The 21,818-nt window shown below is 64.1% G+C and carries 19 protein-coding genes; 13 read left to right on the plus strand and 6 right to left on the minus strand.

Annotation, left to right across the window (positions count from 1 at the left end):
- Positions 1-29 precede the first annotated feature (29 nt).
- Together ribD and nrdR are read right to left on the minus strand one after the other, a co-directional pair.
- A complete protein-coding gene (ribD, locus tag V7773_RS16760; protein ID WP_063324167.1) occupies positions 30-1,163 on the minus strand; it encodes a bifunctional diaminohydroxyphosphoribosylaminopyrimidine deaminase/5-amino-6-(5-phosphoribosylamino)uracil reductase RibD in 1,134 nt (377 codons plus the stop codon).
- Entirely contained in the window at positions 1,160-1,624 is a 465-nt protein-coding gene (gene nrdR / locus V7773_RS16765) for a transcriptional regulator NrdR (protein WP_013694316.1), read from the minus strand. Before nrdR ends, ribD begins: the two co-directional genes overlap by 4 nt.
- Before the next feature lie 127 nt (positions 1,625-1,751).
- Between nrdR and V7773_RS16770 the strand changes: the two genes are divergently transcribed.
- From V7773_RS16770 to trxA, 3 genes are all read left to right on the plus strand, one after another.
- On the plus strand, positions 1,752-2,216 hold the full coding sequence (locus tag V7773_RS16770; RefSeq protein WP_092225533.1) for a YbaY family lipoprotein: 465 nt from the start codon (positions 1,752-1,754) through the stop codon (positions 2,214-2,216).
- Positions 2,213-2,869 carry a class I SAM-dependent methyltransferase gene (locus V7773_RS16775; protein ID WP_336074209.1) on the plus strand — a complete coding sequence of 219 codons (657 nt, stop codon included), beginning with the start codon at positions 2,213-2,215 and terminating at the stop codon, positions 2,867-2,869. The genes V7773_RS16770 and V7773_RS16775 overlap by 4 nt, the downstream gene beginning before the upstream one ends.
- Before the next feature lie 199 nt (positions 2,870-3,068).
- Complete coding sequence (gene trxA / locus V7773_RS16780) at positions 3,069-3,941, plus strand: thioredoxin (protein ID WP_072346362.1); 873 nt, start codon at positions 3,069-3,071, stop codon at positions 3,939-3,941.
- A gap of 35 nt (positions 3,942-3,976) precedes the next feature.
- Here the strand turns inward: trxA and V7773_RS16785 are convergent, their stop codons facing one another.
- Entirely contained in the window at positions 3,977-4,357 is a 381-nt protein-coding gene (locus V7773_RS16785; RefSeq protein ID WP_336074210.1) for a hypothetical protein, read from the minus strand.
- Between the two features lie 120 nt (positions 4,358-4,477).
- Between V7773_RS16785 and V7773_RS16790 the strand changes: the two genes are divergently transcribed.
- The 5 genes from V7773_RS16790 (at position 4,478) to V7773_RS16810 (ending at position 8,680) form a co-directional block, all read left to right on the plus strand.
- Entirely contained in the window at positions 4,478-5,056 is a 579-nt protein-coding gene (locus tag V7773_RS16790) for a DUF2796 domain-containing protein (protein ID WP_063324162.1), read from the plus strand.
- A gap of 157 nt (positions 5,057-5,213) precedes the next feature.
- The gene (locus tag V7773_RS16795) at positions 5,214-5,924 is read left to right on the plus strand and encodes an ABC transporter ATP-binding protein (protein ID WP_336074211.1); all 711 of its coding nucleotides are present in this window, start codon (positions 5,214-5,216) and stop codon (positions 5,922-5,924) included.
- A 1-nt stretch (position 5,925) separates the two neighbouring features.
- Positions 5,926-7,191 carry an ABC transporter permease gene (locus V7773_RS16800; RefSeq protein ID WP_336074212.1) on the plus strand — a complete coding sequence of 422 codons (1,266 nt, stop codon included), beginning with the start codon at positions 5,926-5,928 and terminating at the stop codon, positions 7,189-7,191.
- Between the two features lie 11 nt (positions 7,192-7,202).
- Positions 7,203-7,721: a DUF3299 domain-containing protein gene (locus V7773_RS16805; protein ID WP_013694320.1), complete on the plus strand. Its 519-nt coding sequence runs from the start codon at positions 7,203-7,205 to the stop codon at positions 7,719-7,721.
- 260 nt (positions 7,722-7,981) lie between these two features.
- The gene (locus V7773_RS16810; RefSeq protein ID WP_063324159.1) at positions 7,982-8,680 is read left to right on the plus strand and encodes an OmpW/AlkL family protein; all 699 of its coding nucleotides are present in this window, start codon (positions 7,982-7,984) and stop codon (positions 8,678-8,680) included.
- A 182-nt stretch (positions 8,681-8,862) separates the two neighbouring features.
- Here the strand turns inward: V7773_RS16810 and V7773_RS16815 are convergent, their stop codons facing one another.
- Together V7773_RS16815 and V7773_RS16820 are read right to left on the minus strand one after the other, a co-directional pair.
- The gene (locus tag V7773_RS16815; RefSeq protein ID WP_063324158.1) at positions 8,863-9,792 is read right to left on the minus strand and encodes an NAD-dependent epimerase/dehydratase family protein; all 930 of its coding nucleotides are present in this window, start codon (positions 9,790-9,792) and stop codon (positions 8,863-8,865) included.
- Entirely contained in the window at positions 9,785-10,669 is an 885-nt protein-coding gene (locus V7773_RS16820) for a sugar nucleotide-binding protein (protein WP_053188636.1), read from the minus strand. The genes V7773_RS16815 and V7773_RS16820 overlap by 8 nt, the downstream gene beginning before the upstream one ends.
- 329 nt (positions 10,670-10,998) lie before the next feature.
- Between V7773_RS16820 and V7773_RS16825 the strand changes: the two genes are divergently transcribed.
- On the plus strand, positions 10,999-15,312 hold the full coding sequence (locus tag V7773_RS16825; RefSeq protein ID WP_336074215.1) for a DEAD/DEAH box helicase: 4,314 nt from the start codon (positions 10,999-11,001) through the stop codon (positions 15,310-15,312).
- A 155-nt stretch (positions 15,313-15,467) separates the two neighbouring features.
- On the opposite strand, the gene V7773_RS16830 is transcribed toward V7773_RS16825, so the two are convergent.
- Entirely contained in the window at positions 15,468-17,540 is a 2,073-nt protein-coding gene (locus V7773_RS16830) for a mechanosensitive ion channel family protein (protein ID WP_092225543.1), read from the minus strand.
- A 258-nt stretch (positions 17,541-17,798) separates the two neighbouring features.
- On the opposite strand from V7773_RS16830, the gene V7773_RS16835 reads away from it, so the two are divergent.
- Genes V7773_RS16835 through V7773_RS16850 form a run of 4 tightly spaced genes read left to right on the plus strand, consistent with a single transcriptional unit; the run spans position 17,799 to position 21,814 of the window.
- Positions 17,799-18,725, plus strand: a complete 927-nt coding sequence (locus V7773_RS16835; RefSeq protein WP_072346380.1) for a DUF72 domain-containing protein — start codon at positions 17,799-17,801, stop codon at positions 18,723-18,725.
- Positions 18,722-19,531: an endonuclease/exonuclease/phosphatase family protein gene (locus tag V7773_RS16840; protein ID WP_336074216.1), complete on the plus strand. Its 810-nt coding sequence runs from the start codon at positions 18,722-18,724 to the stop codon at positions 19,529-19,531. The genes V7773_RS16835 and V7773_RS16840 overlap by 4 nt, the downstream gene beginning before the upstream one ends.
- Positions 19,528-20,826, plus strand: a complete 1,299-nt coding sequence (gene clsB, locus V7773_RS16845; RefSeq protein ID WP_442963491.1) for a cardiolipin synthase ClsB — start codon at positions 19,528-19,530, stop codon at positions 20,824-20,826. Before V7773_RS16840 ends, clsB begins: the two co-directional genes overlap by 4 nt.
- Positions 20,813-21,814, plus strand: a complete 1,002-nt coding sequence (locus V7773_RS16850; protein WP_336074217.1) for a lysylphosphatidylglycerol synthase domain-containing protein — start codon at positions 20,813-20,815, stop codon at positions 21,812-21,814. The genes clsB and V7773_RS16850 overlap by 14 nt, the downstream gene beginning before the upstream one ends.
- Positions 21,815-21,818 lie beyond the last annotated feature (4 nt).

Consider the following 21,818-nt stretch of genomic DNA (forward strand, 5'->3'; position numbering starts at 1 on the left):
CAGGCCGCCGCTTGCGCGAAAGCCGGGAATTATACGCTGGCCGGTGGAACGGGAACGGCGATGACTCGCCAGTCATCGCCCACGGCGCGGATTTCGGTGATTTTCAGCTGGGGAGCGTCCTTCATCTGCGCCAGCGGCCAGTCCAACAGCGGCCGCGCCGAAGAACCGAGGAACTTGCCGGCGATGAAAATCTGGAACTCGTCCACCAGCCCTTGCCGGGCAAAAGCGCCCGCCAGGCGCGGACCAGCCTCCACCAGCACTTCATTGACATCCCGGGCAGCCAGCGCCACCAGCAGCCGACGCAGATCGACCTGGCCGTCATCGCCTGCCACGATCATGCATTCGGGACCGTTGGCGTATTGTTCTTCCACCGCCATGCAGGTAGCGACCAGCGCCGGACCGGCCTTGAAAAACGCGGCATCCAGCGGCACCCGCAGACGACCGTCCACCAACACCCGCAGCGGCGGGCGGCTCATGACCAACGCCGTCTGCTCGGCATCGAGCCCGAGTTCATCGGCGCGCACGGTCAGCCGGGCGTTGTCCGCCAGCACCGTATCGGCACCCGTCAATACCACGCTGGCCTGGGCACGCAGGCGTTGCACCGCTGAACGTGCAGCCGGGCCAGTGATCCACTGGCTTTCGCCGCTTTCCATGGCGGTGCGGCCATCGAGGCTCATGGCGAGCTTGACCCGCACGAACGGCAGCCCCTGCTCCATGCGTTTGAGAAAACCTTCATTGAGCTTGCGCGCCTCGCCTTCCAGCACGCCACTTTCGGTGGCGATGCCGGCCTGGGCCAGCCGTTGCAGGCCACGCCCGGCGACTTCCGGGTTGGGGTCCTGCATCGCCGCCACCACCCGCGCCACACCGGCGTTGACCAGCGCATCGGCACACGGCGGCGTACGCCCGTGATGGCTGCACGGCTCAAGGGTCACGTAAGCCGTGGCGCCGCGGGCTTGTTCGCCAGCGGCGCGCAGGGCATGGACTTCGGCATGGGGCTCGCCGGCACGGATATGCCAGCCTTCGCCGACAATCTGCCCGTCACGCACGATCACGCAACCGACCCGGGGATTGGGGTGGGTGGTGTAGTGACCGCGTCGCGCCAACTCCAGGGCACGGGCCATGTAGTGGGCGTCGAGGACGGCCTGCTGCGCCGAGCCGGTCATTCTTTCACCGGTTCGCGGGCCAGGCGGTCGATTTCTTCGCGGAACTCGTTCAGGTCCTGGAAGCGCCGGTACACCGAGGCGAAACGGATGTAGGCGACTTCATCGAGCTTCTGCAACTCGGCCATCACCAACTCACCGACTACCAGGGATTTGACCTCGCGCTCGCCGGTCGCCCGCAGCTTGTGCTTGATGTGCACCAGCGCCGCTTCCAGGCGCTCGACGCTCACCGGGCGTTTTTCCAGGGCGCGCTGCATGCCGGCGCGCAGTTTTTCTTCATCGAACGGCTGGCGGCTGCCGTCGGTTTTGATCAGGCGCGGCAACACCAGTTCAGCGGTCTCGAACGTCGTGAAACGTTCGCCGCAAGCCAGGCATTCGCGGCGGCGGCGGACTTGTTCGCCCTCGGCGACCAGTCGCGAGTCGATGACCTTGGTGTCGTTGGCACCGCAGAAGGGACAGTGCATGGTGGCAGGCAACAAAAAAAGGGAGGGCCATGGTAGCGCATCCCACTGGCAAGACAAGCCATAGGGTTTACGGTATACAGACGGGCTTACCGTCAGATCCATGGAATTCACCTTGCTGGAGCCACACATGCCGCTACGATCGCTCGTTTTGCTCAGTCTTTTCAGCCTGCTGATGGCGTGCAGCAGCGACGCCCCCAAGCCCGCGGCCCCCGCCCCGGCACCAGCGCCGAAACAGGCCCAGGAAAAAGCCCGCCAGGCGGCCGAGCTCGGGCCACTGCCGGCGTATCAGCGCGAATTGAGCGGCACCTTGCAAGGCGTGCCGGCCGGGGCCGAGGTCGAACTGGCGTTGCTGGTGATCGATGACAAGGACCGCCCACAGCAATTACTCGCCAGCTCCAGCCTGATCGGCACCAACCAGGCCCTGCCCTTCCGCCTGCGCTTCAACCCCGACGCCTTCCCGGTCGGCGCCCGGGTGGAACTGCGTGGCCGCGCCAGCCAGTCCGGCCAGTTGATCCTGCACCTGCCGGAGCAACGCATCAGCCAACCAACCACCCAGGCCCTGGGCGCCCTGCAATTCGTCAAAGCGCCATGAGTGCACCGCAGGACCTGCAACGGGCGTTGAGTGAATTGCTGGGTGACGCGCGCCTGGTGGCCTGCCCGCTACCTGGCACCGACTTGAAGTTGTGGCTGATCGACGGCGACAACATGGACCGCGCCTTCAGCCCGGAAGAAACCCGGCGCATTCTCCACGAGCCGCCCTATTGGAGTTTCTGCTGGGCCAGCGGCCTGGCGATGGCGCGCTACCTGGCCGAACAGCCGCAGTGGGTCAAGGGCAAGCGCATATTGGATTTTGGCGCCGGTTCCGGCGTGGCGGGCATCGCGGCGGTCAAGGCTGGAGCGCTGGAGGTGGTGGCCTGCGACCTGGACCCACTGGCGATTGCCGCGTGCCGGGCCAATGCCGCGCTCAATGACGTGGAGCTGGGGTATTCAACGGATTTCTTCGCCGAGGCCGATCGCTTCGACCTGATCCTGGTCGCCGATGTGCTCTACGACCGGGCCAATCTGCCGCTGCTCGATCAATTCCTCAGCCGTGGCCGAGAGGCGTTGGTGGCCGACTCCCGGGTGCGGGACTTCCAGCATCCGCTGTACCGACGCATCGACATGCTCCAGGCCATGACCTTGCCGGACCTGGCCGAGCCTGAAGAGTTTCGGCATGTGAGCCTGTATCACGCGCGGCGCGCCTGAAAAGCTTCGCGAGCAAGCCTGCTCCCACACGGGATCTAGAGTGAACGCGAATGTTGTACCCACTGAAGATCAACTGTGGGAGCGGGCTTGCCCGCGATGGCGTCCTGTCAGACACCACAGGGCGAAAGACCACCCCGCTTTCAGCCACCCCCCACCAAGCCGTATAGTTGCCCCATTCAAGCGCTCTACGAGATTGCCCATGACTCAGGAAACGCCCTACATCTTCGACGCCACCACCGCCGATTTCGACCAGTCGGTGATCGCGAACTCTTTCCACAAACCGGTGCTGGTGGATTTCTGGGCCGAGTGGTGTGCGCCGTGCAAGGCCCTGATGCCGATGCTGCAAACAATTGCCGAGAGCTATCAGGGCGAACTGCTGCTGGCCAAGGTCAACTGCGACATCGAGCAGGATATCGTCGCCCGCTTCGGCATCCGCAGCCTGCCCACCGTGGTGCTGTTCAAGGATGGCCAGCCGGTCGATGGCTTTGCCGGGGCCCAGCCGGAATCGGCGGTGCGGGCGATGCTCGAACCCCACGTGCAGATGCCACCGCCAGCCGCCGCCGACCCGTTCGAACAAGCCCAGGCGCTGTTCGACGACGGTCGTTTCGCCGACGCTGAAGCCCTGCTCACGGTGTTGCTGGGTGAAGACAACACCAATGCCAAGGCGCTGATCCTGTACGCCCGTTGCCTGACTGAACGCGGCGAGCTGGACGAAGCGCAGACCGTGCTCGATGCGGTAAAAAGCGACGAGCACAAAGCCGCGCTCGCGGGCGCCAAGGCGCAAATCCAGTTCCTCGGCCTGGCCAAGCACCTGCCGGACGCCGCCGACCTCAAGGCCCGACTGGCAAAAGACCCGCAGGACGATGAAGCGGTGTACCAACTGGCGATCCAGCAACTGGCGCGCCAGCAGTACGAAGCGGCCCTCGATGCACTGCTCAAGCTGTTCATGCGTAACCGCAGCTACAGCGAAGGCTTGCCCCACAAGACCTTGCTGCAAGTGTTCGAACTGCTGGGCAACGATCATCCGCTGGTGACGAGCTATCGTCGCAAGCTGTTCGCGGCGTTGTATTAGGGGGGCAGCGGCAAGCTGCAAGCTGCAAGATTGCTTCAGCTTGAAGCTTGCGGCTTGTAGCTTGCCGCTTCTTCTCCCACCCAACTGTAGAGCGGCGTATCGGCGCCGCTCAGTACCTTGACCTCGGCACAGTGGCGCAAGCGCACCAACAGGCGCTTGCCCGCCGAGGCGCTGCCGGTCAGGCCTTCGAGCTGTTCCAGCAAGTCCGGGCCGCTCAATTGCCCGGCCTTGCGCAGCAGTTCCTTGGCGATCTGCCACAACGCATCGTCCTGATTCGCCGGCCTGACCGCAGGCGCTGTCGCCGCGTCGGGCTTGGCCGCCTGCAATTGCGCGCCGAGCTGCGCCCAGTCGCTCTCATCCATTTCGATCGACAAGTCCACCGGCCAATCGCCGACGGTTCCGCGTATCCGCAACATCACCGTGCTCCTGAATATTTCATGTTCGCATGCTCCCATGGCCCTTGCGCGACGCCAAGCAGACGGTCAAACTCTCCGCACTTTCGTTATAAGATTACATAACCTTTTCGGAGACTCGTCATGCGTCGTCTGCTTCTCGCTTTGCCGTTCGCCCTGCTGCCATTGGCCGTCGCTCATGGGGCGGTCGAGCATGATCATGACCACGAGCACGGCAGCCTGGGTGCCCATGAACACGGTGTGGGCCGGTTGAACGCCGCCCTGGACGGCCAGACCCTGGAGCTGGAACTGGAAAGCCCGGCGATGAACCTGGTGGGCTTCGAACACGCCGCCACCAGCGATGCCGACAAGGCCAAGGTCGCCGCCGTACGCGCGCAGTTGGACAAACCATTGGCGTTGTTCAACTTGCCGGCCGCCGCCAAATGCACCGTGGCCCAACAGGAACTGGAAAGCCCATTGTTCGGTGATGAACCGGACCACGAAGACCATGATGAAGACGGCGACGAGCACCACGGCGAGCACAGTGAGATTCATGCCCACTACCAATTCACCTGCGCCGCCCCGGGTGCACTGAAGAACCTGGACCTGGCGACCCTGTTCAAAACCTTCCCGGCCACCCAGAAAATTCAGGTACAACTGATCAGCCCGAGCGGCCAGCAAGGCGTGGAAGTGACGGCCAAGGCGGCCAGCCTGAAATTCTGATTCACTGCAAACCCCATGTGGGAGCGAGCTTGGTGGGAGCAAAGCTTGCTCGCGATAGCGGTCCGATAGTCAAGATCCAAGTTGAATGTGATGGCCTCATCGCGAGCAAGCTCAGCTCCCACAGGTCTCCCGCAGGTTCCATTTTGAAGCGACAAACATGACCCAAGCACTCATCGAACTCTCCGACCTGGGCTTCAGTTGGCCCGGGCATCCGCCGTTGCTGGATATCCCGGCGTTCCGCCTGGAGGCTGGTGAGACGCTGTTTCTCAAGGGCCCGAGCGGCAGCGGCAAGACCACCTTGCTGGGGCTGCTGGGCGGGGTGCAGACACCGGACCGCGGCAGCATCCGCCTGCTTGGCCAGGAACTCAGCGAACTGGGCGCAGGCAGTCGCGACCGCTTTCGCGTCGACCACACCGGCTATATCTTCCAGCAATTCAACCTGCTGCCGTTTCTCTCGGTGCGCGAAAACGTCGAGCTGCCCTGTCACTTTTCCAAGCTGCGTGCGCAACGGGCGATCCAGCGCCACGGCAGCGTCGATCAAGCCGCCGCCACGCTGCTGGCCCACCTGGGCTTGACCGACCCGAACCTGTTGGGGCGGCGCGCCGACTCGCTGTCCATCGGCCAACAGCAACGGGTCGCCGCCGCCCGGGCGCTGATCGGCCAGCCGGAGCTGGTGATCGCCGACGAGCCGACTTCGGCCCTGGACTACGACGCCCGGGAAAACTTCCTGCGACTGCTGTTCGCCGAATGCCGCGAGGCCGGCTCGAGCCTGTTGTTCGTCAGCCACGACCAGAGCCTGGCGCCGCTGTTCGACCGCAACCTGTCGCTGGCCGATCTCAATCGCGCCGCCACGCCACTCGAGGTTTGAGATGTATTTGTTCCGTCTAGCCATGGCCAGCCTGGCGAACCGCCGCTTCACCGCGATCCTCACCGCGTTTGCCATCGCCCTTTCTGTTTGTTTGTTGCTGGCAGTGGAGCGGGTACGTACCGAGGCGCGAGCCAGTTTCGCCAGCACCATCAGTGGCACCGACCTGATCGTCGGCGCCCGCTCCGGCTCCGTGAACCTGCTGCTGTATTCGGTGTTTCGCATCGGCAACGCCACCAACAATATCCGCTGGGACAGCTTTGAACACTTCGCCAGTAACCCGAAAGTGAAGTGGGCGATCCCCATGTCCCTGGGCGATTCCCACCGTGGTTATCGGGTGATGGGCACCACCGAGGCCTACTTCGAGCATTACCAGTACGGGCGCCAGCAGCACTTGGAACTGGCCGACGGCCGGGCTTTCGCAACCGATCCGTTCGAAGTGGTGCTCGGTGCCGAAGTGGCCGAGGCGCTGCACTACAAGCTCGGCGACAAACTGGTGTTGACCCATGGCGTGGCGGCGATCAGCCTGGTCAAGCACGACGACAAGCCCTTCACCGTGGTCGGGATTCTCAAGCGCACCGGCACCCCGGTGGACCGCACGCTGCACATCAGCCTCGGTGGCATGGAGGCGATCCACATCGACTGGAAGAACGGCGTGCCGGCCCAGGGCAATGGCCGCATCAGCGCCGACCAGGCCCGCAACATGGACCTCACGCCCCAAGCGATCACCGCGTTCATGCTCGGCCTCAACAGCAAGATTTCCACCTTTGCCTTGCAGCGCGAGATCAACGAGTTCCGCGGCGAACCCCTGCTGGCGATCCTGCCCGGCGTGGCGCTGCAGGAGTTGTGGAGCCTGATGGGCACCGCGGAAAAAGCCTTGTTCGTGATTTCGCTGTTCGTGGTCCTGACCGGGTTGATCGGCATGCTTACGGCGATCCTCACCAGCCTCAACGAGCGCCGCCGGGAAATGGCGATCCTGCGCTCGGTGGGTGCGCGGCCGTGGCACATCGCAACGCTGCTGGTGCTCGAAGCCTTCGCCCTGGCGCTGGCCGGGGTCATCGCCGGGCTGGCCTTGCTGTACATCGGCATCGCCGCCGCCCAGGGTTACGTGCAATCGGCCTACGGCTTGTACTTGCCGCTGGGCTGGCCGAGCGAATATGAATGGACGCTGCTGGCTGGCATCCTGGTCGCCGCCCTGCTGATGGGCAGCGTGCCGGCCTGGCGCGCCTATCGCCAATCGTTGGCCGACGGCCTGTCGATCCGTCTATGAGGACCTTGAAAATGCCCCGCGCCCTGCTTGCGCTGTTGATGATGGTCGCCCTGCCGCTGTGGGCGGCCGAGCCGAGGGACCTGGCCTGGTCGGAAATGATCCCGCCGGACGCCCCGCCAGAAGTGCCGAACATGACCCCGCTGCACGACTTGTCGAAGATGAGCGACGCCCTGGCCGCCGAGTCCGCCCCTGCGGCCAAGCAGGACTTGCCCAACGCCCCGGTGGTCAAGGCCCTCGATGGCCAGCAGATTCGTTTGCCGGGCTATATCGTGCCGCTGGAAGTCAGCGAGGAAGGTCGCACCACCGACTTTTTGCTGGTGCCGTATTTCGGCGCCTGTATCCACGTACCACCACCGCCGTCCAACCAGATCGTGCATGTGAAAAGTGAAGTCGGGGTCAAGCTCGACGAGTTGTATCAACCGTACTGGGTCGAAGGGCCGATGCAGGTCAAGCCGTCCACCAGTGAACTGGCCGATGCCGGGTATCAGATGGAGGCCGAGAAGATTTATGTGTATGAGCTGCCGGAGTGAATCCGGTCGTGATGTGCGGTCAGTCAGATAGCTATCGCGAGCAAGCTTGCTCCAACAGTTGATCGTGTTTCTTCAGAAAGCATGCGGTCGAATGATGTGGGAGCGAGCTTGCTCGCGATGGTTCCCTCAAATTTTCTCATCAGCGCTTTTATTGAGCTGAGTCAATTAAACACCCCCTGACTCATTGAGCTGGGTCAAAAGACCGGGCCAGACGGCTTCGTACCATGAGACATCAAATTTCGATGCCCTCTGGAGCCCTCATGAACAAGTCCTTGCTCTGCGCTTCCCTCGCCGCCCTCGCGCTCGCCGCCCCACTCGCCCAGGCCCACACAGCCGGCGATATTATCGTTCGCGCCGGTGCCATCACCGTCAATCCGGAAGCCGACAGCTCCAGCGTCAAGGTCGACCGTGGCCCGCTGGCCGGCGCCGACCTGGGCGGCAAGGCGACCATGAGCAGCGACACGCAGTTGGGTTTGAACTTCGCCTACATGATCACCAACAACCTGGGGATCGAACTGCTGGCGGCCTCGCCGTTCGAGCACGACGTGAAAATCAAAGGCACCGCCCTGGGCGCGGCCAACAACAAGCTCGGCACCCTCAAGCACCTGCCGCCAACCCTGAGCCTGGTCTACTACCCACTCGACGCCAAGTCGACGTTCCAGCCTTATGTCGGCGCCGGTATCAACTACACCTGGATCTACGACGAACACGTCGGCAGCGAAGCCAGCGCCAACGGCTTCAGCAATTTCCGCGCGAGCAACAGTTGGGGCATGGCGTGGCAAGTGGGCGCTGACTACATGCTGACCGACAACGTGATGATCAACGGCCAGATTCGCTACATCGACATCGACACCACCGCCTATGTGGACAACAACGCCGTGGCCGGCGGTACCCGGGCCAAGGTGAATGTCGACGTGGACCCATGGATCTACATGGTGGGGTTGGGTTACAAGTTCTAAATGGCAACGCAATGAACAGCTGACAACACATCCTGTGGCGAGGGAGCTTGCTCCCGCTCGAGCGCGAAGCGGTCGCAAATACTTTGGGTCTGCTTCGCAGCCCAGCGGGAGCAAGCTCCCTCGCCACAGTGTTCACTCCAGCAAGTTCATGAAAAAGGCGCCTCGAAAGGCGCCTTTTTCGTTCAGCGGCCCAACAGCCGCGCCAGCCCCACACTCAGCGGCGTTTGCTGGGGAAAGCTGAAGCGCTGCCCCAGCCGGCGATTGTCGGCCCGGGAATGGCGGATATCGCCGGAGCGCGCCGGGCCGTAGCTGATCGGCGGCAGATCACCCACCACGGCGGCCAGGGCCTGGAGCATCTGCTTGAGGGTCGTGGCCTGGTTCCAGCCGACGTTCACTGCCCCCACTTCCACCTCTGGCTTCTCGATGGCCTGCACCAGCAAGTCCACCAAGTCTTCGACGTAGACAAAATCCCGGGTCTGCTCGCCATCACCGAACACGGTGATCGGCAGGCCTTTCTGTGCCCGTTCGCTGAAGATGCTGATGACCCCGGAATACGGCGAGGACGGATCCTGGCGCGGGCCGTAGATGTTGAAGAAGCGGAACACCACCGGCTCCAGATCATGCTGGCGGCGATAGAAGTCGAAGTAGAACTCGCTGGCCAGTTTGTCCGAGGCATACGGCGTGAGCGGCGCCTTGGGGGTTTCTTCGTCGATCGACTCGCCTTCGCCGTTGTTGCCGTAGACCGCTGCGCTGGAGGCGAACAGCACCCGTTTCACACCGCTCTGGCGCATGGCTTCGCAGACATTCAGGGTGCCGATGAAATTGCTCTGGTGCGTGCGCACCGGGTCGTCCACCGAAGCTTGCACCGAAGCCACCGCCGCCAGGTGCGCGACGGCGCTGCAACCGGCCATGACCCGCGCCACCAGCGCGGCATCGGCGACGTCGCCTTCGATCAGTTCGACAGCGGGGTTGTCCAGCGGCAGGTTGCTGCGCTTGCCAGTGGACAGATCATCGAGGATGCGTACCGAATGTCCCTTGGCAAGCAAAGCGTCGGTCAGGTGCGAGCCAATGAAACCCGCGCCGCCGGTGATTAAAACAGGGCCTTCAGCCATGGCGATAAAACCTATCCAGTAAGCCCGGGAGTGCCGCGCGCCAGGCGCGGGGCTTGATCCCGAAAGTGTGCAGAATTTTCTTGCAGGCCAGCACCGCGTGCTGCGGTTCTTCCGCGGCGTCCGGCCGTGCGGCGTGGGCCTGGGGGGTGGGCGACTCGATGGCCAGCGGATGCAGGGCACGGGCTTCGGTGAGGATCGCCTGGCCCAGCGCCAGCGGTGTAGTCGCCTCGTGCCCGGCGTAATGATAAGTGCCCCACAGCGGCGCCGCGCAATCGAGTTGCTTGAGCACCGAGATGATCACCCGTGCCGCATCGTCCACCGGCGTCGGATTACCGCGGCGGTCGTCGGCCAGCAGCAACTCCTCGGGCTGTTCGGCCCGGGCCAGGAAACGCCCGAGGATGCCATCAGCGCTGTCGTCCAGCAGCCAGCCGAACCGCAGCAGCACGTGTTGCGGGCAAGTGGCGCGCACGCTTTGCTCGATCCGCCACAGCGCCTGGCCGCGCACGCCCAGGGGCACGGGCTCGTCTTTCTCGCTGTAGGCCGTGGCGCGGGAGCCATCGAACACGCGATAGCTCGACGGTTGCAGCAAGACGATGTTGTGATGCTGGCACAGCTCGGCCAGGCGCTCGACAGCGCGCTCCTGGCTGGCCAGGCGCTGCTCGCTGACAGCCTCGGCCTGGAACCAGTCGAAGTAGTACGCCAGGTTGATCAAGGCGTCCGGACGGGTGTCGTCGAGCAGTTGCGTCAGGCTCGCGGCATCCCAACCGTCTTCGGGCGGGCGGGGGGCAAGAAAACCGATGTCTTCTTCTGCACCGAGGCGAATCAGCGCCTGCCCAAGGGCATTTCCGCCGCCCAGTAACATAAGGCGCATTCGCATAAAGTCAGCAGGCCCAGTCTATTGGCACAAGAATTTGGTCGACCACGCCCGCAGGCGTTGTCGGAATCGTTGCATTTTGCGGGTTTAGTGCGCAACCGTCATCCGTAAAGTGTGGATCGCATCTTACAAGGCTGGTAGCTGACTTGTGGCGAGGGGATTCATCCCCGCTGGGCTGCGCAGCAGCCCCTTTAATTGCCACCTGGGTGGGTCAGATCTATCCCATTTGCTTGTTTGGGGCTGCTTCGCAGCCCAGCGGGGATAAATCCCCTCGCCACAGGCACAGTATCAGTACTTGCATCCTCCCCACCTCGCCCGCATACACTGATCCTATGAATCTGCCCCTTGCAGCCGACCACGCCATGGCAGGCTTTCACCCCGCCGTTCGCGCCTGGTTCAGCCAGACATTCCCGGCGGTCACGGCCGCCCAGGCCCAAGCGTGGCCGTTGATCGGCCAGCGTCGTTCGACCCTGGTGGCGGCGCCTACCGGCTCGGGCAAGACCTTGACGGCTTTTCTCGCCGTGCTCGATGACCTGGTGCACCGCGGCCTGGAACAAGGCGGCCTGCCGGACCAAACGCTGGTGGTCTACGTCTCGCCGCTCAAGGCCTTGAGCAACGACATCCAGATCAACCTGCAAAACCCGCTGGCCGGCATCACCGAACAGCTGCGGCGGATGGACCTGCCCCCCCTGCACATCACCACCGCCGTACGCACCGGCGACACGCCGCAGAAAGAACGCTCGGCGATGCGCAAGACCGCGCCGCACATCCTGGTGACCACCCCCGAATCGCTCTACGTGCTGCTCGGTTCCGATTCCGGCCGGCAGATGCTCGCCAGCACCCGCACGGTGATCGTCGACGAAATCCACGCCATCGCCGCCAGCAAGCGCGGCAGCCACCTGGCCTTGAGCCTGGAACGCCTGCAAGCCCTGTGCGCCGAACCGTTGATGCGCATCGGCCTGTCCGCCACGCAAAAGCCCATCGAAGCGGTGTCGCGTTTTCTCGTCGGTGAGGGACGTAGCTGCGAAATCGTCGACATCGGCCACGCCCGCCCCCGGGACCTGGACATAGAGGTGCCGCCAGTACCGCTGTCGGCGGTGATGGCCAATGACGTGTGGGAACTGGTCTACAACCGCCTCGCCGAGCTGGCCCGGGAACACCGCACCACCCTGGTGTTCGTCAACACCCGGCGCCTGGCCGAGCGCCTGAGCCGTCATCTGAGCGAGCGCCTGGGCAAGGACGCCGTGGCGGCCCATCACGGCAGCCTGGCCAAGGAGTTTCGCCTCGACGCCGAACAACGCCTCAAGCGCGGCGAACTGAAGGTGCTGATCGCCACCGCGTCCCTGGAGCTGGGCATTGATATCGGCGATGTCGACCTGGTCTGCCAGATCGCCTCGCCCCGTTCGATCTCGGCGTTCCTGCAACGGGTCGGTCGTTCCGGTCACCAGGTCGGTGGCACGCCCAAGGGCCGCCTGTTCGCCACCACCCGCGACGACTTGATCGAATGCGCGGCCCTGCTCGACTGCGTGCGCCGTGGCGAACTCGACATCCTGCACATTCCCAAGGCGCCACTGGATGTGCTGGCCCAGCAGATTGTCGCCGAGGTCAGTTGCCAGGAATGGCCGGAGCAGGCGCTGCTGGAGACCTTCCGCCGCGCCTCGCCCTACGCCGAGCTGGACGAAGGGCATTACCGGGCGCTGTTGCAGATGCTCGCCGAAGGCCTCAATGGCCGCCAGGGCGTGCGCAGCGCCTACCTGCACCGCGATGCCGTGACCCGGACCCTGCGCGGGCGCCGGGGCAGCAAGCTGACGGCGGTGACCAGCGGCGGCACCATTCCAGACAATGCCGACTACAGCGTGCTGCTCGAACCCCAAGGGCTGAACATCGGCAGCGTCAACGAAGACTTCGCGGTGGAGAGCATTGCCGGCGATGTGTTCCAGTTGGGCAATACGTCGTATCGCATCATTCGCGTCGAGACTGGCCGCGTGCGGGTCGAAGACGCCCAGGGCCAGCCGCCGACCATTCCGTTCTGGCTCGGCGAAGCACCGGGGCGCAGCGCCGAATTGTCCCTGGCCGTGGCGCGCCTGCAAGCCCAGCTCGATCACCTGCTCGGCGCCACGCCGGGCAACCTGCAACCGGCCCTCGATTGGCTCACCGGCACCCTGCAACTGAACCTGGCCAGCGCCGAACAACTGGTGGATTACCTGGCCCCCGCGCGCCTGGCCTTTGGCGCCCTGCCGTCCCAGGACACGCTGCTGATGGAGCGTTTTTTCGACGAGTCCGGCGGCACGCAACTGATCATCCACACACCTTTCGGCAGCCGTATCAACCGCGCCTGGGGCCTGGCCTTGCGCAAGCGCTTCTGCCGCACCTTCAACTTCGAATTGCAGGCCGCCGCCAGTGAAGACGCCATCGTGCTCTCGCTGTCCACCAGCCACAGCTTCGAACTGGACGAAGTGTGGCGCTACCTCAACAGCCACAGCGCCGAGCAGATCCTGGTCCAGGCGGTGCTGGATGCGCCGCTGTTCGGCGTGCGCTGGCGCTGGAACGCTGGCGTGGCCCTGGCCTTGCCGCGCTACGCCGGCGGGCGCAAAGTCGCCCCGCAGATCCAGCGCATGAAAAGCGAGGACCTGATTGCCAGCGTGTTTCCGGACCAGATCGCCTGCCTGGAAAACCTCGCCGGCGAGCGGGAAATCCCCGACCATCCGCTGGTGGAACAGACCCTCGACGATTGCCTGCACGAAGCCATGGACAGCGAAGGTTGGCTGACGCTGTTGCGGCGCATGGAAGCCGGCCAGATTCGCCTGATCAGCCGCGACCTGCCGGCGCCCTCGCCGCTGGCGGCGGAAATCCTCAGCGCCCGGCCCTACACCTTTCTCGACGACGCGCCGCTGGAAGAACGGCGCACCCAGGCGGTGATCAACCGGCGCTGGAGCGATCCACAGGCCACCGACGACCTCGGCGCCCTGGACGCCGAAGCCATCCAGTCGGTCCGGGATGAAGCCTGGCCGACGCCGACCAATCTCGATGAGATGCACGAAGCCTTGATGAGCCTGGCCTGCATCGCCGACAGCGAGGCCAGCGCCCACGCGTCGTGGCTGGATTGGTTGCAGACGCTGGCCGAGGGCGGACGCGCCAGCCATGTGCAGATCAGCGCCGAACGCGGCTTGTGGGTGGCGCTGGAACGGCTGACGTGTCTGCAAGCGGTTTATCCACAGGCCCAATGGCAACCAGCGCTGACGCCCTTGGCCGGTTTCGATGAAGCCTGGGACGGCGACGAGGCCCTGGTGGAAGTGCTCCGCGCCCGACTCAGCGCCTTTGGCCCGCTGCCGTTGAAGGCCATTGCCTACCCGCTGGGGTTGTCGACACCGCAGCTCACCCAAGCCCTGGCGCAACTCGAGCAGCAAGGCTATGTGCTGCGTGGGCGGTTCACGCCGGGCACCGGCCAGGAGGAATGGTGCGAGCGGCATTTGCTGGCGCGCATTCATCGCTACACGGTCAAGCGCCTGCGCCGGGAAATCGAGCCGGTGATGTTGCAGGATTTCATGCGTTTCCTGTTCGACTGGCAACACCTGTCATCGTCCAGCCAAGGTCGGGGCAATGCCGTGCTGCCGTCGATCCTGGGTCAGTTCGAAGGCTTTCCAGCCGCCGCGTCAGCCTGGGACAGCGACCTGCTGCCGGCGCGGATCAAAGACTATTCGCCCAGTTGGCTCGATGAGTTGTGCCGCAGCGGCAAGTGGGTATGGACGCGCCTGAGTGCGCACCAGAAGCCTTCCGCCAGCGCCCTACGCAGCACGCCGGTGGTATTGCTGCCGCGCAGCCAGGTGGCGTTGTGGAGCAGCCTGGCCGGGCAAACGGCCCTTGATGAGCTGTCGCCCAAGACACAAAAAGTCCATCAGGCCCTCGCCGAACACGGCGCGCTGTTTTTCGACGAACTGGCCCACGAGGCTCATCTGCTGCGCAGCGAACTGGAAATCGCCTTGCAGGAACTGGTGGGCGCCGGATTGGTGAATGCCGACAGTTTCGCCGGCCTGCGCGCGCTGATCACCCCCGCCAGCAAACGCCAGGCCCGCAGCAGTCGGCGCGGGCGCGGAGCGTTTGTCGGCGGCATGGACGACGCAGGACGCTGGGCCTTGCTGCGCCGTAGCCAACCCGCGCCGGTGGAAGGCAACCGCCCGGCGCCGACACCGCCCGAGACCCTGGAACACATCGCCATGACCCTACTGCGCCGCTACGGCGTGGTGTTCTGGCGCTTGCTGGAGCGGGAGGCCGATTGGTTGCCGAGCTGGCGCGAGCTGCTGCGCACCTTTCATCGGTTGGAGGCACGGGGCGAGATTCGTGGCGGGCGGTTCGTCAGCGGCCTGGCAGGTGAACAATTCGCCCTGCCCGAAGCCATCCCGCTGCTGCGCGAAGTACGCCGCCGCCCCACCGACGGCAGCCTGGTGGCGGTGTGCGGCGTCGACCCGCTGAACCTGGCCGGCACCCTGCTGCCGGGGGCGAAAGTGCCGGCGCTGGCGGGCAATCGGCTGGTGTATCGCGATGGTTTGCCGGTGGCGGCGCAGATTGCTGGCAAGCAGCATCTTTGGATGGAGTTGGATGCTCAAGGGATGGCTGATATCCGGAATAAGCTGATCCAACACCATTAGCCTACACATCACACCTGTGGCGAGGGAGCTTGCTCCCGCTGGGCTGCGTAGCAGCCCCAAACAATACATCCGTGCGCGGCAATATCCGCCCAAAGCGACGACTGCTTCGCAGCCGAGCGGGAGCAAGCTCCCTCGCCACAGGGTTACCGATTAGCTCACGACTCCCCCGATTCTTTCGGCTCCTCCACGAACCGCTTGGGCAACATCACCTGCTGTGGATAAGTCTGCGCAAAGTGCACCGCCGGGTGGTTATCCACAAGCTTCTTCAACTGCTGGTTGAACGCCCGGCTCACCGCATATTGCCCACCCGACACGGTGCGGAACTGCGCCGTGAGCACCACGCCGTTGAGGTCCATCTTGTCCACGCCGAACACATCCAGCGGCCCTTGCAGGTTGAACTTGAGGAACGGATCTTCGGCGATCGAACGCCCGGCTTCGCGAATCAGCTCGATGGCCTGGTCGACATCGGTGTCGTATGTGAATTGCACGGAGAAAAACGCAAAGGCGAATTGCCGGGACTGGTTTGTTACCGCCTTGATCTGGCCGAACGGCACCGAATGCACGAAGCCCTTGCCGTCGCGCAGGCGCAGGGTGCGGATGGTCAGGCCTTCGACGGTGCCGGCGTGGCCAGAGCTGAGCACGACCCAGTCGCCGATGGACAGCGTGTCTTCGATAATGATGAACAGCCCAGTGATGACGTCCTGCACCAGTTGCTGGGAACCGAAACCGATCGCCAGCCCCACCACCCCGGCACCGGCCAGCAACGGCGCGACGTTGATGCCCAGGTTGGCCATGGTGGTGATTGCGCAAATCACCACCAGGATGATTTTCGCCGCGTTGCGCAACAGCGGCAGGATGGTCTTGACCCGGGTGCTGGGCTGGCGGGCCCCGCGCTTGTTCAGCGGCGGTTTCAGGGCTTCCTGGATCGCCGTGTCGAGCACCACCCACGTGAGCCAGGTCATCAGGAAGATCAGGCCGATGCGGCTCAAGGAATCGCTGATCGCCCGGCCTATGGCATTGCGCGAGGCGAACTCGAACAGGGAAATGCCCCAGATCCGTCCGAGGACTTCGATGAATACCACCGCCATGACGATGCGCAGCAACGCGTGCAGCAGGCTCAACAGGCGGCCCTTGTAGGCGCTGTTGCGCTGGATGGCCTCGGCCTTGGGCGACTTGAAGACGTGTTGGAACACGGTGCTGAGGAACACCGTGGCGATCAGCAGGATGGTGGTGAACAGCGCACAACGCAGGGCTTTCTGGTTGTCCTCGCCGACACCGATCAGGCTCACCGCCGACACCAGCACCATCAACAGGATCGGCCAATACCAGAGCCCGGAGAAAATCCGCAGCGACTCCTGCAAGGCCGGTTGCTTCAAGCGCTGGGCCAGCGGGCGGTTGCGGATCAGGTGCGCCACGGGCCTGCGCATGCGAATCACCAGCCAGCCAAAGATCACCGAGGCAAACAAGCCGGTGAACACTGCGATGCTGCTGGTGATGTTGCCGCCCAGTTGCCGGGCGATCTGCGGGCTGGTCAGGGCATCGCTGAGGGCGGCGAGAAAACCGATCATGAACAATGGCCGGGGGCTGAAGCGCCGGATCATCGCCACCGCCCGGCGTTTGTGACCCGCGTTGAACATCACGATCACGCACAGCAACACCGAGGTGGAGAAAATGCCGCTGCTGGTGGCGTAGGCGAAGCACAGCGCCAGGGCGCGACCGACCGACACCTGCAGGAAGTGGCTGACGTACAGGGTCAGCGGCAGGCAGATCAACGCCGCAGCGGTGTACGGCAGCAGATAACCGAGCAGGTCGCGCAGGCGCTGGCGGGTGCGCAACCAGCGGCGCCGGCCCAGATGGCGCAGCAGCAGCCGCGCGCCCGACCAGATCAGTGCAAAAGCGCCGATCCAGACGCTCGACAACAACAGGAAATCCCCCGCCACGCGCCAGGACGAACGGGACGTCTGGTCCACCAGCCGGTCCACCTCATCCGCCGCCCGGTCCGCCCGCAGGCGCCAGGCATCCACCAGGCTCTGGTTGAGATCGAGCTTGTCCTGGACGTCGTCGATGCTCGAACTGATGGCCCCCAATAAACCGCCCTGCACCAGCGGCGCAGGTTCGGCGGGCGGTTCATCGGGCTTGGAGGTGCCAGGGACAGCGGCGGTGCCGTAGGCGCTGGTACCGGTCAGCGCCAGCAAGAACAACAGCAATACAGTGCTCAATCGAGACAAGACGCGAGGCTCCTTCACACGGGATCGGTAAGGAACTGATCAATATTGGGCCGGCAAGTTCGCTCGCAAGGCCAATACAACCCCTGTGGCGAGGGAGCTTGCTCCCGCTGGGGCGCGCAGCGGCCCTGTTTTTGGGACTTACTGCGCATCCCTCGGCACAGGTTCACTGCCGCCGGGCACCCCATCGAAACTTTCCGAGCCGCGCAACAGTCATCAAAAGACACAGGCTGCACGAGGTCATTGGCACGGGAGGGATACATGACGGCGATCCACATTGGCATTTCCGGTTGGCGCTACACGCCCTGGCGGGGGGATTTCTACCCCAAGGGGCTGGCCCAGAAACGGGAACTGCAATTCGCCTCGCGAGCGGTCAATAGCATCGAAATCAATGGATCGTTCTACGCCCTGCAACGCCCCGAACGGTATGCCCAGTGGTACGCCGAGACACCGCCCGGCTTCGTATTCAGCGTCAAGGCCCCGCGTTTCATCACCCACATCAAGCGCCTGCGGGACATCCGCAAGCCGTTGGCCAATTTCTTCGCCTCCGGCGTGCTGGAGCTCAAGGAGAAGCTGGGCGCGATCCTCTGGCAGTTTCCGCCCAGCTTCAAGTTCGACCCCGAGCTGTTCGAAGACTTCCTCAAGCAACTGCCCCACGACACCGAAGGTGCCGCCGCCCTGGCCCGCGAGCACGAGCCGCGCCTGGACGGCCACGCCAGCACCACCACTGATAAAAAGCGCCCACTGCGCCACGCCGTGGAAATCCGCCATGAGAGCTTTATCGACCCGCACTTCGTCACGCTGCTCAAGCGCTACGACGTGGCCCTGGTGATCGCCGACACGGCCGGCAAATGGCCCTATCGTGAAGACGTCACCAGCGATTTCGTCTACCTGCGCCTGCACGGCGCCGAGCAGCTGTACGCCAGCGGCTACACCGACGAGGCGTTGAAGCGCTGGGGCGCGCGGATCGAGGCCTGGAGCCACGGCAAACAACCCACCGACGCCCAGCTGATCGACCCCGACAAGAAACCCCGGGCCCGTAAAAGCCGGGAAGTGTTCTGCTATTTCGACAACGACATCAAAGTCCGCGCGCCCTATGACGCACGCCACTTGCTGGAGCACTTCCATCTGGACAAGGACCTCGCCACCGCGCCCGGCGAGCGCCCGGCCGAAGGGGTGTTGCCATGAACCGCCCGGAAACCAGCGAAGCGACCCACGAGCCGACCCAGCAACAGGCCCAGATTCTCGACCCGGTCAGCCGTTTCACCGTGCTGACGGTCAACACCCACAAGGGTTTCACCGCCCTGAACCGGCGCTTCATCCTGCCGGAACTGCGCGAAGCGGTGCGCAGCGTGTCCGCCGATGTGGTGTTCTTGCAGGAAGTCCACGGCACCCACGAACACCACCCCCAGCGCTATAGCAACTGGCCGAGCATGCCGCAATACGAGTTCCTGGCCGACAGCCTCTGGCCGCAGTTCGCCTACGGGCGCAACGCGGTGTACCCGGCGGGCGACCACGGCAACGCGCTGCTGTCGAAATTCCAGATCATCCGCCACGACAACCTGGACGTGTCCATCAGCGGCCATGAGAACCGCGGCATGCTCCACAGCGTGCTGCGCCTGCCGGGCGATGGACAGCAAGTGCATGCCATTTGCGTGCACCTGGGGCTGCGCGAAGGTCATCGTGTCGAGCAACTCAAGCTGCTTTGCCAGCGCTTGAGCGAACTGCCGTCCGACGCGCCAGTGATCGTCGCTGGCGACTTCAACGACTGGCGCGGCAAGGCCAGTGAACTGCTCGCACCCTGCGGCCTGCGGGAAGTGTTCGCCGAACAGTGGGGCAAACCGGCCCGCAGCTTTCCGGCGCGCCTGCCGGTCCTGCGCCTGGACCGCATCTACGTGCGCAACCTCAAGGCCCGTCATCCCAAGGTGTTGAGCGTACGACCCTGGTCGCACCTCTCCGACCACGCACCGCTGTCGGTGGAGATCGAATTATGAGCGCGACAATGAACAAGGCGACGGTTGAGCAGGTCGAGTCGCCCCTCACCGAGCGCAACCCGGCACTGACGGATATCGAATACGGCTGGCACGGCAACAATCGCGTCAAGCTGTTAGAAAACGGTGAAGAGTATTTCCCCAGGGTCTTCGAAGCCATTCGCCGGGCCGAGGCAGAAATCCTCCTGGAGACTTTCATCCTGTTCGAGGACAAGGTCGGTTATGAACTGCGGGACCTGTTGGTCGAAGCTGCCGCACGGGGCGTGCGCATCACCGTCAGCCTCGATGGCTTCGGCTGCGGTGAGCTGACCACTGGTTTCCTGGCCTCATTGAGCGACGCCGGGGTGCGCTTGCAGATGTTCGACCCGGCGCCCCGGCGCCTGGGGATCCGCACCAACTGGTTCCGTCGTCTGCACCGCAAGATCGTGGTGGTGGACGGGGTGATTGCGTTTATCGGCGGGATCAATTTTTCCGCCGACCACCTGGGCGATTTCGGACCCGAGGCCAAGCAGGATTACTCCGTGGAAATCAAAGGCCCGGCGGTGGTGGATATCCATCACTTCGCGCTGTTGCAGAGCGGACGGCCTGCCCGGGCCAAATACTGGTGGCAACGGCGCCGCAGTCGGCGCAACGAATTGGCCATCAACGACCACGACGGCCAGGTGCGCCTGGTCTACCGGGATAATCACGAACACCAGACCGACATTGAAGAGGTTTACCTGCAAGTGCTGCGCAGCGCCCAGCGGCGGGTGGTGATCGCCAATGCCTACTTCTTCCCTGGCTACCGGTTGCTGCGCGAGATCCGCAACGCGGCACGGCGGGGCGTGGAAGTACGGCTGATCCTGCAAGGCCAGCCGGACATGCTGATCGCCAAGCTCGCCGCGCGCATGCTCTACAGCTACCTGCTCAAGGCCGGCGTGGTGATCTACGAATATTGCGAGCGACCGCTGCACGGCAAGGTCGCCCTGGTGGATGAGGATTGGAGCACGGTGGGTTCGAGCAACCTCGACCCGCTGAGCCTGTCCCTGAATCTGGAAGCCAATGTGCTGATCCGCGACCGGGCGTTCAATCGCGAGTTGTTCGAGCGCCTCGACTATCTGAGCCGCAACCATTGCACCGCCATGCCCGAGGACCACGCCCCCCGGGGCCTGTTGTGGCGTATGACCATCGGTTTCATGGTGTTCCACTTTTTGCGCCATTTCCCGGCCTGGGCCGGCTGGCTGCCGGCCCATAAACCGCGTCTGAAACCATTTTCACCGCCGACGGCGGTCCGGAGCGAACCCCATGAACCACTCTGAAGCGCACGCCGCGCCGAGAGATGCCCATGCGCCGGAACAGTCCAAGCCCAAATCCCGCTGGAGCCGCTGGAAAAGACCGCTGACCCTGGCGTTTTTCCTGCTGTTGATCGTGCTGTTCACCACCTTGGCCCGACGCATCGATTGGTCGGAAGTGTTCGCCACCCTGGCAGACTTCAAGGTGCGCACCTTGATCATCGCCGCCGCGCTGACCGTCACCAGTTTCATCACCTATGCCTGCTTCGACCTGATCGGCCGCACCTACATCCGCCAGAAACTCGGTTGGCGGCAGATCTTGCCGGTGGGGGTGATCAGTTACGCGTTCAACCTCAACCTCAGCGCCTGGGTCGGTGGCATCGCCATGCGCTATCGCCTGTATTCGCGACTGGGGGTCAGCAACGGGAACATCGCCAAGATTCTCGGCCTGAGCCTGGCCACCAACTGGTTCGGCTACATGACCTTGGCCGGGGTGGTGTTCAGCAGTGGCCTGGTGACCATGCCGCCGGGCTGGAAACTCAGCAGCGATGCGTTGCAAGGCGTCGGCGCGCTGTTGCTGCTGGTGAGTGCCGGTTACCTGGTGGCCTGCCGGTTTTCCAAGCGCCGCGCCTGGACGATTCGCGGCATGGAAATCAACCTGCCATCACCGCGCATGGCGGTGCTGCAACTGGCGTTGGGCGCGCTGAACTGGTCGTTGATGGCGGCGGTGATCTTCACGTTGCTGCCCGGCAAACTGGATTATCCGGTGGTGCTCGGGGTGTTGCTGATCAGCAGCATTGCGGGGGTCATCACCCACATTCCGGCGGGGCTTGGGGTGTTGGAAGCGGTGTTCGTTGCGCTGCTGCAACATGAAGTGTCGCGGGGCAGCCTGCTGGCGGGATTGATCGCCTACCGGGCGATCTATTTCATCCTGCCGTTGCTGATTACCGTGGTGATGTACCTGGTGATCGAGGCGAAGGCCAAGGCGTTGCGGGTCAAGCCTGGGGTCAAGTGATGAG

Origin of the sequence: Pseudomonas sp. 3JA (assembly GCF_036961705.1) — a bacterium.
GTDB lineage: Bacteria > Pseudomonadota > Gammaproteobacteria > Pseudomonadales > Pseudomonadaceae > Aquipseudomonas > Aquipseudomonas fluorescens_Q.

Bases quoted from the DNA above. Each gene is read 5' to 3' on its own strand.
- ribD (WP_063324167.1), bottom strand. From the start codon at position 1,163: ATGACCGGCTCGGCGCAGCAGGCCGTCCTCGACGCCCACTACATGGCC.
- nrdR (WP_013694316.1), bottom strand. From the start codon at position 1,624: ATGCACTGTCCCTTCTGCGGTGCCAACGACACCAAGGTCATCGACTCG.
- V7773_RS16770 (WP_092225533.1), top strand. From the start codon at position 1,752: ATGCCGCTACGATCGCTCGTTTTGCTCAGTCTTTTCAGCCTGCTGATG.
- V7773_RS16775 (WP_336074209.1), top strand. From the start codon at position 2,213: ATGAGTGCACCGCAGGACCTGCAACGGGCGTTGAGTGAATTGCTGGGT.
- trxA (WP_072346362.1), top strand. From the start codon at position 3,069: ATGACTCAGGAAACGCCCTACATCTTCGACGCCACCACCGCCGATTTC.
- V7773_RS16785 (WP_336074210.1), bottom strand. From the start codon at position 4,357: ATGTTGCGGATACGCGGAACCGTCGGCGATTGGCCGGTGGACTTGTCG.
- V7773_RS16790 (WP_063324162.1), top strand. From the start codon at position 4,478: ATGCGTCGTCTGCTTCTCGCTTTGCCGTTCGCCCTGCTGCCATTGGCC.
- V7773_RS16795 (WP_336074211.1), top strand. From the start codon at position 5,214: ATGACCCAAGCACTCATCGAACTCTCCGACCTGGGCTTCAGTTGGCCC.
- V7773_RS16800 (WP_336074212.1), top strand. From the start codon at position 5,926: ATGTATTTGTTCCGTCTAGCCATGGCCAGCCTGGCGAACCGCCGCTTC.
- V7773_RS16805 (WP_013694320.1), top strand. From the start codon at position 7,203: ATGCCCCGCGCCCTGCTTGCGCTGTTGATGATGGTCGCCCTGCCGCTG.
- V7773_RS16810 (WP_063324159.1), top strand. From the start codon at position 7,982: ATGAACAAGTCCTTGCTCTGCGCTTCCCTCGCCGCCCTCGCGCTCGCC.
- V7773_RS16815 (WP_063324158.1), bottom strand. From the start codon at position 9,792: ATGGCTGAAGGCCCTGTTTTAATCACCGGCGGCGCGGGTTTCATTGGC.
- V7773_RS16820 (WP_053188636.1), bottom strand. From the start codon at position 10,669: ATGCGAATGCGCCTTATGTTACTGGGCGGCGGAAATGCCCTTGGGCAG.
- V7773_RS16825 (WP_336074215.1), top strand. From the start codon at position 10,999: ATGAATCTGCCCCTTGCAGCCGACCACGCCATGGCAGGCTTTCACCCC.
- V7773_RS16835 (WP_072346380.1), top strand. From the start codon at position 17,799: ATGACGGCGATCCACATTGGCATTTCCGGTTGGCGCTACACGCCCTGG.
- V7773_RS16840 (WP_336074216.1), top strand. From the start codon at position 18,722: ATGAACCGCCCGGAAACCAGCGAAGCGACCCACGAGCCGACCCAGCAA.
- clsB (WP_442963491.1), top strand. From the start codon at position 19,528: ATGAGCGCGACAATGAACAAGGCGACGGTTGAGCAGGTCGAGTCGCCC.
- V7773_RS16850 (WP_336074217.1), top strand. From the start codon at position 20,813: ATGAACCACTCTGAAGCGCACGCCGCGCCGAGAGATGCCCATGCGCCG.